13 protein-coding genes, 2 tRNA genes and 1 pseudogene are annotated in these 15,226 nt (G+C 65.7%); 11 read left to right on the top strand and 5 right to left on the bottom strand.

The window, feature by feature from the left end; genetic code table 11:
- Positions 1–48 precede the first annotated feature (48 nt).
- The 3 genes from P1L40_RS10655 (at position 49) to P1L40_RS10645 (ending at position 2,109) form a co-directional block, all read left to right on the top strand.
- Positions 49–396 (top strand): dihydroneopterin aldolase family protein, encoded by a 348-nt coding sequence (locus P1L40_RS10655; RefSeq protein ID WP_284006895.1) that lies wholly within the window; start codon positions 49–51, stop codon positions 394–396.
- 47 nt (positions 397–443) lie between these two features.
- Positions 444–1,547: a DUF7544 domain-containing protein gene (locus P1L40_RS10650; protein ID WP_284006894.1), complete on the top strand. Its 1,104-nt coding sequence runs from the start codon at positions 444–446 to the stop codon at positions 1,545–1,547.
- Between the two features lie 115 nt (positions 1,548–1,662).
- Entirely contained in the window at positions 1,663–2,109 is a 447-nt protein-coding gene (locus tag P1L40_RS10645) for a DUF5790 family protein (RefSeq protein WP_284006893.1), read from the top strand.
- Here P1L40_RS10645 and P1L40_RS10640 read toward each other — a convergent pair.
- Positions 2,106–2,812 (bottom strand): annotated as a pseudogene (locus tag P1L40_RS10640) (creatininase family protein). The gene P1L40_RS10645 and the pseudogene P1L40_RS10640 overlap by 4 nt on opposite strands.
- 45 nt (positions 2,813–2,857) lie before the next feature.
- Positions 2,858–3,382 carry a DUF6789 family protein gene (locus P1L40_RS10635; protein ID WP_284006892.1) on the bottom strand — a complete coding sequence of 175 codons (525 nt, stop codon included), beginning with the start codon at positions 3,380–3,382 and terminating at the stop codon, positions 2,858–2,860.
- Between the two features lie 118 nt (positions 3,383–3,500).
- Between P1L40_RS10635 and coxB the strand changes: the two genes are divergently transcribed.
- From coxB to P1L40_RS10620, 3 genes are read left to right on the top strand one after another with little or no spacing between them, the layout of a single operon-like run.
- Positions 3,501–4,334, top strand: a complete 834-nt coding sequence (gene coxB / locus P1L40_RS10630) for a cytochrome c oxidase subunit II (protein ID WP_284006890.1) — start codon at positions 3,501–3,503, stop codon at positions 4,332–4,334.
- Positions 4,331–6,874 carry a cbb3-type cytochrome c oxidase subunit I gene (locus tag P1L40_RS10625; protein WP_284006888.1) on the top strand — a complete coding sequence of 848 codons (2,544 nt, stop codon included), beginning with the start codon at positions 4,331–4,333 and terminating at the stop codon, positions 6,872–6,874. The genes coxB and P1L40_RS10625 overlap by 4 nt, the downstream gene beginning before the upstream one ends.
- Before the next feature lie 4 nt (positions 6,875–6,878).
- Positions 6,879–7,145, top strand: a complete 267-nt coding sequence (locus P1L40_RS10620) for a cytochrome C oxidase subunit IV family protein (protein WP_284006886.1) — start codon at positions 6,879–6,881, stop codon at positions 7,143–7,145.
- 65 nt (positions 7,146–7,210) lie between these two features.
- Here P1L40_RS10620 and P1L40_RS10615 read toward each other — a convergent pair whose 3' ends face one another.
- The 3 genes from P1L40_RS10615 to P1L40_RS10605 form a co-directional block, all read right to left on the bottom strand.
- Complete coding sequence (locus P1L40_RS10615) at positions 7,211–7,660, bottom strand: hypothetical protein (RefSeq protein WP_284006885.1); 450 nt, start codon at positions 7,658–7,660, stop codon at positions 7,211–7,213.
- 71 nt (positions 7,661–7,731) lie between these two features.
- Positions 7,732–9,654, bottom strand: coding sequence for an ABC transporter ATP-binding protein (locus P1L40_RS10610; RefSeq protein WP_284006883.1), 1,923 nt, complete (start codon positions 9,652–9,654; stop codon positions 7,732–7,734).
- 39 nt (positions 9,655–9,693) lie between these two features.
- Positions 9,694–10,272 (bottom strand): DUF192 domain-containing protein, encoded by a 579-nt coding sequence (locus P1L40_RS10605; RefSeq protein WP_284006882.1) that lies wholly within the window; start codon positions 10,270–10,272, stop codon positions 9,694–9,696.
- A gap of 83 nt (positions 10,273–10,355) precedes the next feature.
- Between P1L40_RS10605 and P1L40_RS10600 the strand changes: the two genes are divergently transcribed.
- From P1L40_RS10600 to P1L40_RS10580, 5 genes are all read left to right on the top strand, one after another.
- Positions 10,356–10,429 (top strand) — tRNA-Val (locus P1L40_RS10600).
- A gap of 487 nt (positions 10,430–10,916) precedes the next feature.
- Positions 10,917–10,990 (top strand) — tRNA-Phe (locus tag P1L40_RS10595).
- Between the two features lie 409 nt (positions 10,991–11,399).
- On the top strand, positions 11,400–12,509 hold the full coding sequence (locus P1L40_RS10590) for a GNAT family N-acetyltransferase (protein ID WP_284006881.1): 1,110 nt from the start codon (positions 11,400–11,402) through the stop codon (positions 12,507–12,509).
- A 5-nt stretch (positions 12,510–12,514) separates the two neighbouring features.
- Positions 12,515–13,783 carry a carboxylate--amine ligase gene (locus P1L40_RS10585; protein WP_284006879.1) on the top strand — a complete coding sequence of 423 codons (1,269 nt, stop codon included), beginning with the start codon at positions 12,515–12,517 and terminating at the stop codon, positions 13,781–13,783.
- Positions 13,780–15,063 carry an antibiotic ABC transporter permease gene (locus P1L40_RS10580; RefSeq protein ID WP_284006878.1) on the top strand — a complete coding sequence of 428 codons (1,284 nt, stop codon included), beginning with the start codon at positions 13,780–13,782 and terminating at the stop codon, positions 15,061–15,063. The genes P1L40_RS10585 and P1L40_RS10580 overlap by 4 nt, the downstream gene beginning before the upstream one ends.
- Positions 15,064–15,226 lie beyond the last annotated feature (163 nt).

Genomic DNA, 15,226 nt, shown 5'->3' with positions numbered 1-15,226 from the left:
TAGGTAGCTTGCGGTTCGGTTATGTGCCGTGCGAGTGAACAGTCGGCCATGGACCCGACGCCGTCGGAGGTCGCGTGTTTCGAGGCCGGCATCAAGTTCGGCTCGCTGTACCACCAGTTCGCGGGGACCCCGGTCAGTCCCGACAGCGCCGACTCGCTGGCCCGAGCGATGGAGGAGGCCATCGAGAACCAACCGTACTGCGAGTCGGTCACCGTCAGCGTCCGGACGGACGCGCTCCGGCAGGCGATCGAAGACGCCGACGCCGACTACACGGAACTGACCGGCCGCTTCCTGGACGTGGCGATGGTGATTGAGTACGAGGGGGTCACCGTCGAGACGAGCATGGCGATGGAGGGGGACTACCCGCTGATGCAGGTCGAAGATCTCAGGGACTGAGACAGTTCCAAACGTTTACTGTCGGTGCTTTCACATCGGTAGACGCTATGACCCTCCACGCAGTCGACGACATCGACGAGGCGATCGACGCTACGAAGTCGTTCCTGTTCCCCTTCGAGTTGCGCCAGTGGCTCCGGATGGCCCTGGTCGTCTTCTTCATCGGTGGCGGCACCGGGACCGGCGGCGTCCAGAACATCGGCCAGTTCAGTAACTTCGGCGACGAGGGCAGTCCCTCCGCCGGCGAGTTCTCGCTGACGGCGCCACTGGAGTCAGTCCCCGCGGTCCCCGGGCCGGGACGGCTGTTCCAGGTCGGTGGCCGGGTCCCCGCGGAACCGAGTTCGCTCGCAAACGAGGTCGGTGCGGCGGTCCTGATCGCGGCCGTCGCCGCCGTCGTCGTCCTCGCGCTCGTGTTCGCGTACCTCGGTGCCGTGATGGAGTTCGCGCTCGCGCAGTCGTTGATCGACCAGGAAGTCCACGTCCGCCGGTATCTCCGCCGACACGCGGGCAACGGGCTGTGGCTGTTCGGCTTCCGGGTCGTCCTGGGTGTCGCATCGCTGGTCGTGCTGATCAGTGGACTGGCTGCTTTGTACGTCGTCGCCGGCGGGAGTTTCCAGAACCCGAGCGCGTCGGTGCTGCTTGGGTCGCTCGGACTCGTCATCGTCGCCGTCGTCGGGTTCGCGGTCGTCTACGGGCTGATCAACGGCTTCACCAACGTCTTCGTCGTCCCGATGATCGTCGAGCGCGGCGACGGCCTGGTCGGGGGCTGGAAGCGCCTGTGGGGATCGATGCGACGGGAGCCCAAGCAGTATCTCGTCTACGTCTTCTTCTCGGTCGTGCTGGCGATCGGGGTGGGAATCGTCGGGGGCATCGCCGGATTCGTCGCGGCGCTGATCATCGCGATCCCGTTCGGTCTCGTGGGACTGCTCCTCGGGTTCGGACTGGCGACCGTCAGTCAGGCCGCCGGGATCGCCGGCGGTGCCGTCGTCTTCGTCCTGTATCTGCTCGTGTTGCTCGTCGTCGCGAACATGATCAAGGCGCCCCTCCAGACGTTCCTGCGGTACTACGCGATGCTCGTCCTGGGCGACATCGACGAGGGGCTCGACCCGATCCCGGAGGTCCGTGGGGCACTGCGAAGCGACGAGGCCGCGTGAGGCGGCCACGACACCCCACAGTTTCGGTTTCGCCGCGCCCGGCGACGCGCAGTCGTGCGATTACACTTTCACTTTCAGGCGGGCTTTTAATCCCCCGCCCGTCGAACGGGTCGATATGGGACAGACGAGTCTGGACGACGACGACCTGTTCGGCGAGGCGGCAAGCGAGATGCGCTCGGACGTGGAGGCGTCACTGGACGCGGCCCGGGCAGCGCTGCCCGACGCCGACGACATCTGGGACGTTGAGGCGGACAACACGCTGGGCGTGCTCAACGCACTGAAGACGGCACTGGATGTCGGCGACGCCGAGGACCACCTCCGCGACGCGAAGAAGTGGTACACGATGGGCGAACGCGCCGACGCCTTCGAGGACGCCGACGACCTCGCAGAGGCGATCGAGGAGGTCGACGACCTGATCGCCGACATCGAGGACGCCCGCGACCAGGTCGGAGACCTCACCGCGACGATTCCCCAGCTACGGGGGACCCTCGAAGAGTTCGAGGACGGCGACGACGGCGCGGACGCGGAGGCCGACGCAGACACCGAAGAGGCCGAAGCCTAACGGCTCCGGACCCGGTCCAGCAGCGCCGCCAGCGCGTCGCTCGCCTCGTCGAGGAGCGCTTCGCCACGGTCGGGGCCCCCTCACGTGGGTCCCCGACCGTCCCGTTCTCGCTGAACTCGTCGGTGTCGTAGGCCAGGTTGACGCCGTGGACCCACTCCCCCCAGCGGTCGGCCCCGCCAGCGGCTGCCTCGTCCAGCCGGTCCTCCCGGACGAGTTCCGGAGAGACGTGCTGAAGGAGGCTGGTCTCGACCGGGCCGCCGTGGCCCATGTCGGGCGCGTCGACGGCGTCGAACCACGTGAACGGTACCGCGTACGCGTCGTCGTGTCTGGTCACCCGGCCACACACCTCCCGAAGCGGGGCGACGTTCCCACCGTGGCCGTTGACGACGACGACCCGGTCCCAGCCGTGGTGGGCCAGACTGCCGATCGTCTCCCGGACGTACTCCCGGAAGGTGTCCTCGCTGACCCACAGGGTCCCGGCGAAGTTGCGGTGTTCCTCGGCGACACTGACCGGGATGGCGGGCGCGACGACGACCTCGCCGTCGTAGGCGTCGACTCCCGCGTTGGCGACCGCTTCGGCCGTCAGCACGTCGGTGCCAAGCGGCGCGTGTGGGCCGTGTTGTTCCGTGCTCCCGACCGGGAGGACCGCCAGATCGGTGTCGACGGCCTCGGCGTCGGTCCAGGCCGACTCGCGTAGGTGCATGCCTCGGTCTGCGTGCGAGGAGTACAAAAGTGACCGGCCGAGCCCTCACACGATCGAGTCGGGGCGGGACGCGAAGTACTCGAAGACCATCCCGAGCCCCACGCCGTAGACGACGTGGGCGAGCAGCGTCAGGACGGCGTAGAGGACGAGTTCGACACCGGTCTGGCCCGTGTAGAACGCCAGGACGAACCCGGTCCACATCGCGGCCCCGAAGAACGCGCCGCTGATGGCGTCGGACGACTGGCCGGGCAGATACGCCTTGAGCGAGGCAAACAGCAGCGGCCAGGGGAACATCCCGCCGCCCAGGAAGATGAAAAAGCCGAACAGTACCTCCGGCACGTACCCGGTCAGCCCGACCAGTTCGGTCAGGATGGCGAAGTCGGTGAGACTGAACGCGCCCAGCGACTGCGCGATGAGGAAGACGACGGTCATCATCGCGGTCCCGACCAGGCCGCCAGCGGCACCGACGACGCCGTCGGCGACGATTCCGACGAGGCTATCGAACTCCTCGGTGTCGGTCACCGACTCCTCGGCCATCGGGTCCTCGATGCTCGGTGGCGTATCGCTCATGATGTGGTGTAACATACCAATGGGTAAAAAGGTTCCCGCACATGTACGGCGGACGACCCGTTTATGTAATCCTGCTGTCCATAATGACTAATACCCGGTGCGGAATATCATCAACGAAATGGCGGGATATGTGATACCACACACCGTGGTCGGGGCGCCGTTGCACGGAGGGAGCGTCAGAGCTCCCGCCGACGTGTTCAACAGTATCTTCGAGGTGTTCCTCGGACTCGGGACGCTTGTCGGGGTCGTCGTCGTCGCGTACACGATGTACCACGCGCTCAAGTACCGCGAGTCCGCGAGCGAGGACGACCCCTACGCCGACAAGGTCGAACGGCCCTCGATGGGCGAACTGCCTACGGGCGGGTCGGGCGGGCGGAAGGTGTTCTACTCGTTCGGGATCAGCGCGATCATCGTCATCTCGCTGATCGCCTGGACGTACACGACGCTGTTGTACGTCGAGACCGCGCCCGAGGGCGACAACATCGACGCCATGGAGATCGACGTAGAGGGATACCGCTTCGGCTGGACGTTCCGGTACCCCAACGGGTACGAGAGTTCGACGCTGCGGGTCCCCAAGGACCGGGTGGTCGAGTTGAACGTGACCTCACGGGACGTGTTCCACAACTTCGGGATTCCCGAGTTGCGGGTCAAGACCGACGCGGTCCCCGGCCAGAGCACGTCGGCGTGGTTCACCGCCCCCGAGACGGGGACCTACGAGGCCAAGTGCTACGAACTCTGCGGGAGCGGCCACTCGGTGATGACCGCGACCGTTCGGGTGATGCCCGGTGACGAGTACAACGCCTGGTACGCGAACACGTCCGCGCCCAACGAGACGGCGATGGCGTCGAACCAGTCCGCGAGTCTGGCGCCGCGCGAGTCCGCGAGCGTGGCCCCCACCGCACCCGCCGCGGCGCCCGCGAGCCTGACTGCACCGCAGGAGGTGCCGGCATGAGCCACGACCACGACCACGGCCTCCCGCCGAAATCCTCCGTCAGCCGGTGGTTCCTGACGACCAACCACAAGGACATCGGCATCCTCTATCTCATCACCGCGCTCTTCTTCCTCGTCTTCGGCGGGATGCTGGCGCTCCTCTTTCGCCTGGAACTCATCACGCCCGGCGCGGACCTGCTGGGCTCGATCGGCTACAACCAGGCCGTCTCGACCCACGGGCTGTTGATGGTGTTCTGGTTCATCTCGCCCTTTGCCTTCGGCTTCGCCAACTACATCGTCCCGCTCCAGATCGGGGCCGACGATCTGGCCTTCCCGCGGCTGAACGCGCTGTCGTACTGGCTCTACCTGTTCTCCGGGATCCTGATGGGCGTCTCCTTCTTCCAGGGGACGACCTTCGCCGGCGGCTGGACGATGTACGCGCCGCTGAACACGCCGGCGTACATCCCCGGTGAGGGGCTGGGCGCCACGTCGGTCGTGCTCGCGCTCATCATGTTCACCGCCGCGGTGACGCTTGGCTCGGTCAACTTCCTGACGACGATGTACCGGATGCGCGCCGAGGGCCTGCGGATGCGGGACATCCCGATCTTCTCGCTGACGATCAACCTCACCGTCTGGATGATGCTGTTTGCCTTCGCCGCGCTGCTGGCGGCGCTGATGATCCTCGCCTCCGATCACATCATCGGGACGACCTACTTCCAGTTCGCCAACGACGGGTCGACGATGGCCACGAGCGCCGAGAACCCCGGCGCCTCCTTGCTGTGGGCACACCTGTTCTGGTTTTTCGGCCATCCCGAGGTGTACATCGTCTTCTTCCCCGCGCTGGGCGTGATGGCCGAGTGCTTCCAGACCTTTACCGGTCGCCGGCTGGTCGGGCGCAAGTGGTTCATCATCTCGATGGTGTTGGTGGCGATCCAGAGCTTCGTCGTCTGGATGCACCACATGTTCCTGACCGGGATCAACCTCCCCATCAAGACGGTGTTCATGGCGACGACCATCGGCATCTCCCTGCCCTTCGACCTGATGGTCTTCTCGCTGATCTACACGATGGCGAAAGGCCGCGTCCGGTTCACGACGCCGTTCCTGTTCTCGCTCGGCGCGCTCATCCTCTTCATCGTCGGCGGGATCACCGGCGTCTTCCTGGGCGCGATCGTGCTCGACTACCAGTTCCGGGGCACCTACTGGGTCGTCGCGCACTTCCACTACGTGATGGTCGCGGGCGCGACGGCACTCTTTGGCGGGCTCTACTACTGGTATCCGAAGATCACGGGCAAGATGTACGACGAATTCCTCGGGAAGCTCCACTTCGCGGTGTACTTCGTCGGGTTCAACCTGCTGTACTTCCCGATGTTCGTCGCCTGGGAGACGCCCCGACGGGTGTTCGAGTACTCCCAGGACCTCCAGATCTGGCACTCGATGGCGACGGTGGGTGGGTTCATCCTCGGCGCGAGTTTCCTCATCATGTTCTACAACCTGTTCGTCTCGCTGTGGCGGGGCGCGGACGCGGGGGACAACCCCTGGGAGTACGCCACCACCGCCGAGTGGGCGGTCTCCTCCCCGCCGCCGCTGGAGAACTTCCCGGGACTGCCCAGTTACGCCGACGGCTCGCTCTCCTTCCTCTCGGACGAGGAGGTCGCCAAGCGGACCGACGGGGTCGCCGCCGACGGCGGCACCGCGACCGACGGCGGGACGGCCACGCCGGTGACTGCGACGGGGGCAACGGCACTGGGAACGGCACAGGAGACGGCCGGCGGTGACCACGCCAGCCACGCGAGTTTCTGGCCGTTCCTGATCAGCCTGGGCGGGTTCGTCCTGTTCCTCGGGCTCTCCGGGGTTCGGACCGGCAGTGTCGTCTACGTCGGGATGGCACTCGCCGGCGGCCTGGCGACGTTCTCCTCGCTGTTCGGGATGACCCGCGAGTCGTTCCACGCCCCCGAGATGGCGATCGCCGAACGGTGGCCCTTCGAGGGCGTCGAGAAGATGAAACTCGGGATGTGGACGTTCCTGGCGAGCGACATCGTCCTCTTTGGTGCCTTCATCGGCTCGTATGCCTTCGTCCGGGTCGCCTACGGCTGGACGGACTGGCACCACGACCTGATCCCGGCGGCCCACGTGACCATGCCGGGGCTGATCAACACCTACCTGTTGCTCACGTCGAGTTTCCTCGTCGTCATCGCGATGGTCGCCGCCGAACGCGAGAGCAGGCGGGGCACCGTCGCCGCGCTGGTCGGGACCTTCGCGCTCGGCGTCGGCTTCCTCATCAACAAGGGCATCGAGTGGAACCACCTGTTCCACATCGAGACCGCGGCGTTCCCCAACGGCTGGAACCTCTCGACGAACATCGGCTCGTCGACGTTCTACCTGACGACCGGGCTCCACGGCGCCCACGTCGTCATCGGGCTGATAATCTGTGCGTACATGGCCGTCCGGGCCTGGAACGGGGCCTACCAGGGCGACGACAAGCCCATCGAGTACTTCGGGTTGTACTGGCACTTCGTGGACATCGTCTGGCTGTTCCTGTTCCCGCTGTTTTACATCCTCTAGAACAATGGACTGGAAAGGATACACTCTGATATACGTCGTGTTGTTCGCCTTCGCGACCGCTCAGGCGGTCGTCGAGTTCACCGGCCTCGTCGACAGCGCCTACTGGCTGGCCTTCGCGGTCATCATGGTGTTGTCGATCATCAAGGCCGTCGGCGTCGCCGCCTACTACCAGCACCTGCGCTGGGAGCCCCGGGCGGTGACGTACCTCGTCCTCGGTGGAACGACGGCCGCGCTGGCGCTGACCGCCGCGGCGGCGTACTCGATCGTCTGAACCCGCGTTGCTCTGCGTTTTCGGCCACCGACGACGGTACACGTACCCGTGTCTCCGGGCGTGCCCTACATCACGAGCCGAACGACGATGGCGACGAGAAAGAGCGCGCCGCCGACCGTCGCGGACTCGGCGACCGCCAGCGATCGGGGATGACCGCGCCCGCTGGCCGCGGCGTAGACCCCGTAGAGGAGATAGCCGACGACCAGAGCGCCGCCGCCGACGGCGATAGCCATGCCGACCATCGGCTGACTCCCGCCGGGCGCGGAGATGTAGACGACCGGGAGGACCAACACCGCGACGACCAGCAGGGCGAAGGCGGCGAGCTGGACCGCCGGCTGGCTCGCCAGGCGGCCGATCGGCCCGCCGTCCGCGGCGTCGGCCGGTTCCGGCAGTCCTGCAGCGTCCCGAGCCGGCGGTGCGTACTGGTACCACTGCCGACCGTTCATCAGCCATGCCACCACCGCGACCGCGAGCACCGCCATCAGCGCCGTACTCACGAGATATGCGGTCGCCATGCTACGTCGTTACATGACACACTGTAATAACAGTTTACCCGACGTGCCCGGGAGGCCGACGGGAAGCACACTCAGTCGTCGGCGTCGGTCCGGGCGCGGCGCCGGACCGCCCGCTGGACGAACTCCTCGGGGAGTTCGTCGATCTCGCCGGCCTGGACCGCCCAGAGGTTCGCGTACAGGCCGTCGGCGGCCAGCAGATCGTCGTGGGGGCCGCGTTCGACGATCTCCCCGTCTTCGAGGACGACGATGGTGTCGGCGTCTTTGATCGTCGAGAGGCGGTGCGCGATGGCGAAGGTCGTCCGGTCGGCGGTCAACTCGTCGAGGGAGCGCTGGATGAGCATCTCCGTCTCCGTGTCCACGTCGCTGGTGGCCTCGTCCAGCACGAGGATCTCGGGGTCTTTCAGCATCGCACGGGCGATGGCGATGCGCTGGCGCTGGCCGCCCGAGAGCTTGACGCCGCGTTCGCCGACCATCGTGTCGTAGCCGTCGGGGAGGTTCTGGATGAACTGGTGGGCTTCGGCGGCCTCGGCGGCCTCGCGGATCTCCGCGTCCGTGGCGTCGAAAGTGCCGTAGGCGATGTTGTCCCGCACCGTCCCGTAGAAGAGGAACGTGTCCTGGCTGACGTAGCCGATGGACTGCCGGATGCTGGGGATCTCCACGTCCCGGAGGTCCTGGCCGTCGATGCGGATGGCGCCCCCGTCGACATCGTACATCCGCAGGAGGAGCTTCATCACCGTCGACTTACCCGCGCCGGTCGGGCCGACGAGCGCGACCGTCTCGCCGCCATCGACCGAGAAGGAGACGTTCGAGAGCACCGGATCGTCCCCGTCGTAGCTAAAGGAGACATCGTCGTACTCGACGGCCCCCTCAGTCACCGACAGCGGCGTCGCGTCCTCGCGTTCTTCGAGTCGCCCGGGCGTCTCCATCAGCCCGAACACCCGCTCGGCGGAGGCGTAGGCCCGCTGGTACATGTTGATGATCTGTCCGAACTGCGCCATCGGCCAGACGAACCGCTGGGTGTAGATGATGAACGCGACGAACTCCCCGGGGGACAACGACGCCGTCAGCGGCCCCGGGGGCTGGCCGATCACCATCAGCCCGCCGACGGCGAAGGTGGCGACGAAGCCCAGTCCCGAGACCAGCCGTAGCCCCGGGAAGAAGGTGATCCGCGTCTCGATGGCGTCCCAGTTGGCGTCTAAGTACTCCTGGGAGCTGTCCTCGACACGATCCGACTCGTACTCCTCGGTGTTGGCCGTCTTGATGATCTGGATGCCGCTTAAGTTGTTCTCCAGCCGGGAGTTGAGCTTCCCGACAGAGGAGCGCACGTCGGCGTACTTGGGCTGGATGGTCTCGATGAACCGCTTGGTGAACACCGCGATGATCGGCACCGGCAACAGCGCGACCAGCGCCAGTTGCCAGTTCATGTAGAAGAGGTAGGCGGCGATGCCGACGACCATGATGACCAGCCGCGAGGAGGAGTTGAGCCCGTCGTTGAGGAACTTCTCCAGCCGGTTGACATCGTTCGAGAGCACGGACATCATCTCGCCGGTCTGCTTGTCCGCGAAGAAGTCCATGTTCAGCCGCTGCATCGTCTCGTAGGTATCGGTCCGCACCGCGTGCTGGACGTGTTGCGCGAATTTATTCCAGCCCCAATTTCTCGAATAGTGAAAGACAGCGCCGAGGCCGAACGACGCCGCGATCAGCCCCGCAGTCAGCCACAGTCGGGCGGCCCGGCCCGCCGGAATCCAGGCGTCGGGAACCAGGAGGAGACTGTAGGTGCTGTCGGTCTGCTGGATGACGGTATCCAGCGCCAGCGCGAGCAACAGCGGCGGCAACAGGTCGAGCATCCGGGCCGCGATGGAACTGACGAGCCCCACGACGAAGGCCAGGCGCTGGCCGTGACCGTAGTCGGTGAACAGCCGCCACATCGGCCGCTCGACCCGCTCGCGGGCGTCCTCGAAGGCGTCGTCGTCCGACGCCGCGTCGATATCCATTATCGGTACGACGGCCCGGACGCGCAAAAGACCGTCGGGCTACGCGACGCCGGCGGGCAGTTCGACCCGGTCGCCCACCTCGACGCCGGTCCGGTTGGTCCACCCGCGGTTCACTTCGAGGACGTACTTCCCGCGGCCCTCGTACCGCCGCAACGTCTCGTCACCCGGCGGCGGCAGCGACGCGTGGTGGATCGTCGTGATCGTGCCGTCGGCGTCGACGAAGATGATGTCGAGCGGGAACGACATGTTCCGCATGACGTAGGCGTGGGTGTCGGCCTCGTCGTGGACGAACAACATCCCCTCGTCGGGGCCGAGTTCGTCGGTCTCGCTGAGCCCGACGTAGCGTTTCGTCGTCGTGTCCGCGATGCGGACCTCGACGGTCGCCAGCGTCGGCCCCGCGTCGGATTGCCTGACCGCGACGGTCGTTCCGGGAGTGGCCGTCCCCGTCGGCGTCGGTGTCGCGGCGGTCGGCGTCGTCCGCTCCGTGACGGTGACCGTCCCGCGCTCGTAGTCGCCGGTCCCGACGAGGTCGACCCACAACCCCGACTGGAGGACGACCGCCCCGCCGACCAACAGCGCGACCGTCCCCAGAATCACGATACCGGCGCGTCGCTCCATACCGGACGGTGGGCCAGCGCGGGCCTAAGCGTTCCGACCGAGAGAGAAAGCGTTATTCCTGCCGATGGGGAACGGGAGAGTGCGGGTCCGTGGTCTAGTTGGTTATGACGTGGCCTTTACAAGGCCGAGGTCGGTGGTTCGAATCCGCCCGGACCCATAGATTCTCCGCGAACGACTCGTGAGCGGTGAATCGCTCTCTCGGGCGGTTCGAACCCTGGAAGTCGCAACCGCGAGCGAAGCGAGCGGTCCGTCTTCCTCCGGTTCGAATCCACCGGGAGAGCGACGCTCTCCCGAGCCCTGCGCTCTCGCGCAGGACGCCCGGACCCATTCCGCGAACGACTCGTGAACGGCGCAAACGAGCACCGACGACGGGGCGACATCGGGACACGGCGAGACGCCAGCCACTGCTGTCGCTGTGCCAACACGTGACGAAAGCCATTTATCCCGGTCTGTGGTACCGCGAGGCATGATCGACGGATCGACGTGTCCTCGGTGTGACGGCGATGTCTCGACGACCAACGGTACGGAGTACGAGTGTGACGACTGCGGAGCGAGTTACGACAGTGCGGACCTGTTCCTTCCCTGACCGGGACCACCCGCTTTCGAAATCCTTTTTTATACACTGGCCATCGGTGGAAGTGCGCGCCGCCTTAGCTCAGACTGGGAGAGCACTCGACTGAAGATCGAGCTGTCCCCGGTTCAAATCCGGGAGGCGGCATCCCGATTCTACGCGATCCGCATTCGAGAGCGTTACGTACTCGACTGAAGGTCGACCTGTCCCCGTTCCCGGAGCGAAACGAGCGGGAAGTCGAAAGACGAGCGAAGCGAGTCGATCGGTGGTGGTCCCGCTTAGCAGGAGATCACTGCACACCCGCTCGCACGACAGTGTGGCCGGTGTATTGTCCCAATTGGTGCGATCGGAGTGACCGCAAGAACGTGTGTGAGTTGGAGTATCGACGGCCTAGGTCGGAAGCGCGGGGGCTGTCGTCGGTCACGCGATAACGGCACCCTCGAGGGCAACACATCCGACTTGGTGTGGACTCCCGTACAGAAACGAGAGTTAGGAGTGCTCTAATCCCCGATACAGCGCGTATAACAAATGGACGAATAGAAGATGTAGTCCAGTGATGGGCGTCAAAGAACAAAAAGAGGGTTCTGACGAGTACGAGGTTCGGTGGTTCCAACGGGACGACCGCCACGGGATACTCTCGCTGTACGAGACCGAGTGGGACAGACGCCCCACCCCCGACTGGTTCGACTGGAAGTACGTCGACGATCCGTTCCTCTCGCACGTTCCGATCAACGTCGCTACTCACGGCGGCGAGATCGTCGGCACCCAGGCGTACGTCCCAGCCCGGATACGCCGAGGTGACCGGTCAGTCCTCGCGCTTCAGCCGGCCGACGCGATGGTCCACCCCGACCACCGCCGAAAGGGACTGTACACACGGATCACCCGGAGCGCCATCGATCGGTACGAAGACGGCGAGCCGGCGTTCTTCTTCAACTTCCCGAACCCCGGCGCCCTGTCGGTCCAGCGTGACCTCGGCTGGTCGGCCCTCGACCGCGTCGTGACCCACTACCGGGTCCAGCGCCCCGCCGAACTCCTCACCCCGGGAGACGCGGGGGTAGGGAGGCGGACACTCGGCCGGACGATGAACGCGATCGCACGCGGGGCGCTGGGTGTCGTCGGGGCCCGTCGGTCGTCCAGTGACGACTCCGTCGAGGTCGACCGCTACGAGACGGTGCCGGCGGAGACGCTGGAAACCCTCTACGAAACCGCCCCACCTCGACGGTTCCACGTCCAGCGAGACAGCGCCTTCTATCGCTGGTGGTTCGCCGACCCCGCCTACGAGGACACGACGTACGTCGCCTCACGCGATGGCGAGCCCGTCGCCGCCATCGTCACCCGCACGAGGAACGGACGGAAAGTCAAACTCATGGATGCACTCCCGGCGGGTCCGGGCGAACCGGCATTCGGACGACTGATCGCGACTATCGTCTCCGACAACGCCGACGCGAGCGTCCTGGCCGTCTCCGGATCGACGCTCCCGTCTCCGCTCCTCTCGCGGTTCGGATTCGTCCCCGACGAAGCCCCGATCGTCTCCCGGTTCCGGACGCCAACCGAGATGGCGGTACGTCCGCTCACGAGCGATTCTGAGGCCGATCGACTCCCTGTCGGCGAGCTCGCTGACGGGTCGAACTGGCGAACGACGTTCACCGAACAGGACAGGGACTGAACGACATGAGTGACCAGAGACCCCCGCGGGTGATAGTCCTCGACGGAGACTACGACAACGCCATCCAGGTCGCGACCGAACTCTCCGAGGACCTGGACGCGACGATCGTCGGCATCGGGTCGGCCGGGAACAGCCGACTGCTCCGCTCGAAGTACTGCGATATCGGCGTCACGGCAGATCCCGAGGCGGACGGGTACGGCGAGGAGCTGCTCGAGATCATCTGGTCACACGAACCGGATGTCGTCCTGCCGGTCGGCTATCAATCGGTCGTGACACTCGACGGGCTACGGGACCGACTCCCAGGTTCGATCCGCTGTTGCCTCCCTCCGACGGAGCCGTTATCGACCGCGGTCGACAAGCGTGCGACACTCTCGCTCGCCGACGACTGCGGTATCGACACGCCCGACGACTACACGACCCAGGTCACGACGCTGGACGAACAGGGTCGACCCGGCAGCATCGATCAGCTTCCGTTCCCGGTGTTCCTGAAAGCCCGCCACGAATGCGGAGAGACCATGACGGCGAAAGTCGACGAGCCGGCGGCGTTCTGGTCGACGTACGAGGACCTGGCTGAGGAAGCAACCGACGATATCCTCGTTCAGGAGTTCATCGACGACCCTCGGACGTTCGGCTGTGGCGTCCTCTACTGCGACGGCGACCTCAAGATGCTGTTCGAGCACGAGGAACTTCGCTCCGTTCCCCGAGCGGGCGGGAGCGGGACGCGGGTCCGCATCTACCGCCACCCGGCCCTCGAAGCTGCGACCATCGCGCTGTTGGACGGGCTCGACTGGAACGGTCCCGCCCTAGTCGAGTTCAAGCGTCGCCCCGACGGCTCGTTCGTCCTGATGGAGGTGAACCCGAAGCTCTGGGCATCGTACGCGCTCGCGAGTCAGTCTGGCTACCGGTTCGTCTCCTCGATCGTATCCGAGCTCCTCGATCTGCCGTGGGAGCCGTCCACGTGCCAACCCGCACAGGTCGGCGAGATGGTGTTCCCGTTACGCGAACTCTACTTCTCGTACAGCCACGAGAGCGAGTCACTGCTGCGATCCATCGTCGCGATGGCGTACCCGCCGGCTCGGATCGACCTCAACTTCCGGGACCCGATATCGTGGTTCACACCCCCATCGGGAGACGCGGAAGCGGACGCAGAGCCACCCGTTCGCGGCTCGGACGCAGACACACGCTCGGCCCAGGGCGGTTCGGAGGAGAACCTCACGGTCGACGCAGACGATCCCGACATCGACCGGGAGACGGTGGCGAACGGAGATCGATGACCACCGAACAGACGGGCCCGGTCGATCTGTCGACCACACGCGCTCCGACGCTCCTCCGGGAGACGCTCGCGTACGCACGGGAGCGCGACTACACCGGGTGGGATTACGCCGACGGACTGAGTAGTAAGCTCCTCCGGGCCGTCCCCGTGGACAACAAGTGGGTGAACATCGCCGTACAGGAGAGCATAAAGCGAGCCCCGGTGAACGTGCGGCCACTGTTCCTAGTCGAACAGCGCCGGAATTACATGGGAGCGGCGCTCTTCGCGATGGCCAACCTGACGTACGCCCGTCTCCTCACGGCCGGGGCGGTCGACGAACCGGCAGAAGCGAGTGTCGATCACGTCGGGGAGGCGAGATCCCTCGTCGACTGGCTGATCGAACACCGGAGCGTCGGTTACAGCGGGTTCTGTGGCGGTCACAAACACGAGATTCAGACGCTCAGGGTCAAGGGGCTCCCGAACCATCCGTCGGTGGTATCGACCGCCTTTCCGGTGCGGGCGCTCCTCGCAGCGGCCCCGCTGGATCCGTCCTACGCCGAGGTCGCCCGGACGGCCGCGGACTTCGTCGTCGACGACCTGAACTATCGAGCGGTCGACGGCGGTGCAGTCATCGACTACCACGTCCAGGACACCGATGAGTACTACACCATCAACGCCGGCGCGCTCGGTGCACGCCTCCTCGTCGATCTGTACGATGTCTTCGACGAGTCGGCCCTGCGCGAGCGGGCACGGCGAATCTTCGACCACGTCGCCGACCTCCAGACGGATCGCGGTGGCTGGTACTACCGCGAGCCGCCCGATGCGTCTCACCTCTCGATGGACAATTTCCACAACGGGTTCATCATCGAGAGTCTCCAGCGGTACGGGGATGTCGTCGACGAACGCTATGCGGACGTGGTCGAGGACGGAGTCGAGTTCTATCGGAACGAACTGTTCGAGGCGTCTGGAGCGCCGAACTGGGACGAATCCTGTTCGTACCCCCGAGACATCCACGCCAGCGCCCAGGGGATCCTGGTGTTCACTTACGCCGGACGGCTCGACTTCGCGCGTCGGATCCTCGAATGGACCCTCGATAACCTCTACGGGGGTGACGGCCGGTTCTACCACCGGAAACACCGGTACCACACGAAGCGGACGACGCTGATGCGGTGGTGTCAGGCCTGGATGGTCTACGCGATCTCGGAGTTCCTCCGCGTCGATCGGGGTATCGAACCGCAAACGACCACCAGCCCCGTCTGTTCCCAGCCCCTCCGTCCGGACCAACGGGGTGAGCCCCGGTAGCCCAGACTGGAAGAGTACTCGACCGGAAGCTCGGGCTGTCCCCGCCTCCGCGAGCGGAGGCTCGGAAGGCGAGCGTCAGCGAGTCTCCAGGCGATTCAAACCTGGGAGGCGGTCCGTCGCCGCAGCCGACCGGTTCGCTTCGAGAACTCGCCGACTCGTGTCA

Origin of the sequence: Haloarcula pelagica, assembly GCF_030127105.1 — an archaeon.
GTDB lineage: Archaea > Halobacteriota > Halobacteria > Halobacteriales > Haloarculaceae > Haloarcula > Haloarcula pelagica.
The sequence above is the reverse complement of the archived record's forward strand: the minus strand, read 5'-3'. Positions and strand labels throughout refer to the sequence as shown.

Excerpts from the sequence above, each read along its gene's own strand:
- P1L40_RS10655 (WP_284006895.1), top strand. The coding sequence starts at position 49 with ATGGACCCGACGCCGTCGGAGGTCGCGTGTTTCGAGGCCGGCATCAAG.
- P1L40_RS10650 (WP_284006894.1), top strand. The coding sequence starts at position 444 with ATGACCCTCCACGCAGTCGACGACATCGACGAGGCGATCGACGCTACG.
- P1L40_RS10645 (WP_284006893.1), top strand. The coding sequence starts at position 1,663 with ATGGGACAGACGAGTCTGGACGACGACGACCTGTTCGGCGAGGCGGCA.
- P1L40_RS10635 (WP_284006892.1), bottom strand. The coding sequence starts at position 3,382 with ATGAGCGATACGCCACCGAGCATCGAGGACCCGATGGCCGAGGAGTCG.
- coxB (WP_284006890.1), top strand. The coding sequence starts at position 3,501 with ATGGCGGGATATGTGATACCACACACCGTGGTCGGGGCGCCGTTGCAC.
- P1L40_RS10625 (WP_284006888.1), top strand. The coding sequence starts at position 4,331 with ATGAGCCACGACCACGACCACGGCCTCCCGCCGAAATCCTCCGTCAGC.
- P1L40_RS10620 (WP_284006886.1), top strand. The coding sequence starts at position 6,879 with ATGGACTGGAAAGGATACACTCTGATATACGTCGTGTTGTTCGCCTTC.
- P1L40_RS10615 (WP_284006885.1), bottom strand. The coding sequence starts at position 7,660 with ATGGCGACCGCATATCTCGTGAGTACGGCGCTGATGGCGGTGCTCGCG.
- P1L40_RS10610 (WP_284006883.1), bottom strand. The coding sequence starts at position 9,654 with ATGGATATCGACGCGGCGTCGGACGACGACGCCTTCGAGGACGCCCGC.
- P1L40_RS10605 (WP_284006882.1), bottom strand. The coding sequence starts at position 10,272 with ATGGAGCGACGCGCCGGTATCGTGATTCTGGGGACGGTCGCGCTGTTG.
- P1L40_RS10590 (WP_284006881.1), top strand. The coding sequence starts at position 11,400 with ATGGGCGTCAAAGAACAAAAAGAGGGTTCTGACGAGTACGAGGTTCGG.
- P1L40_RS10585 (WP_284006879.1), top strand. The coding sequence starts at position 12,515 with ATGAGTGACCAGAGACCCCCGCGGGTGATAGTCCTCGACGGAGACTAC.
- P1L40_RS10580 (WP_284006878.1), top strand. The coding sequence starts at position 13,780 with ATGACCACCGAACAGACGGGCCCGGTCGATCTGTCGACCACACGCGCT.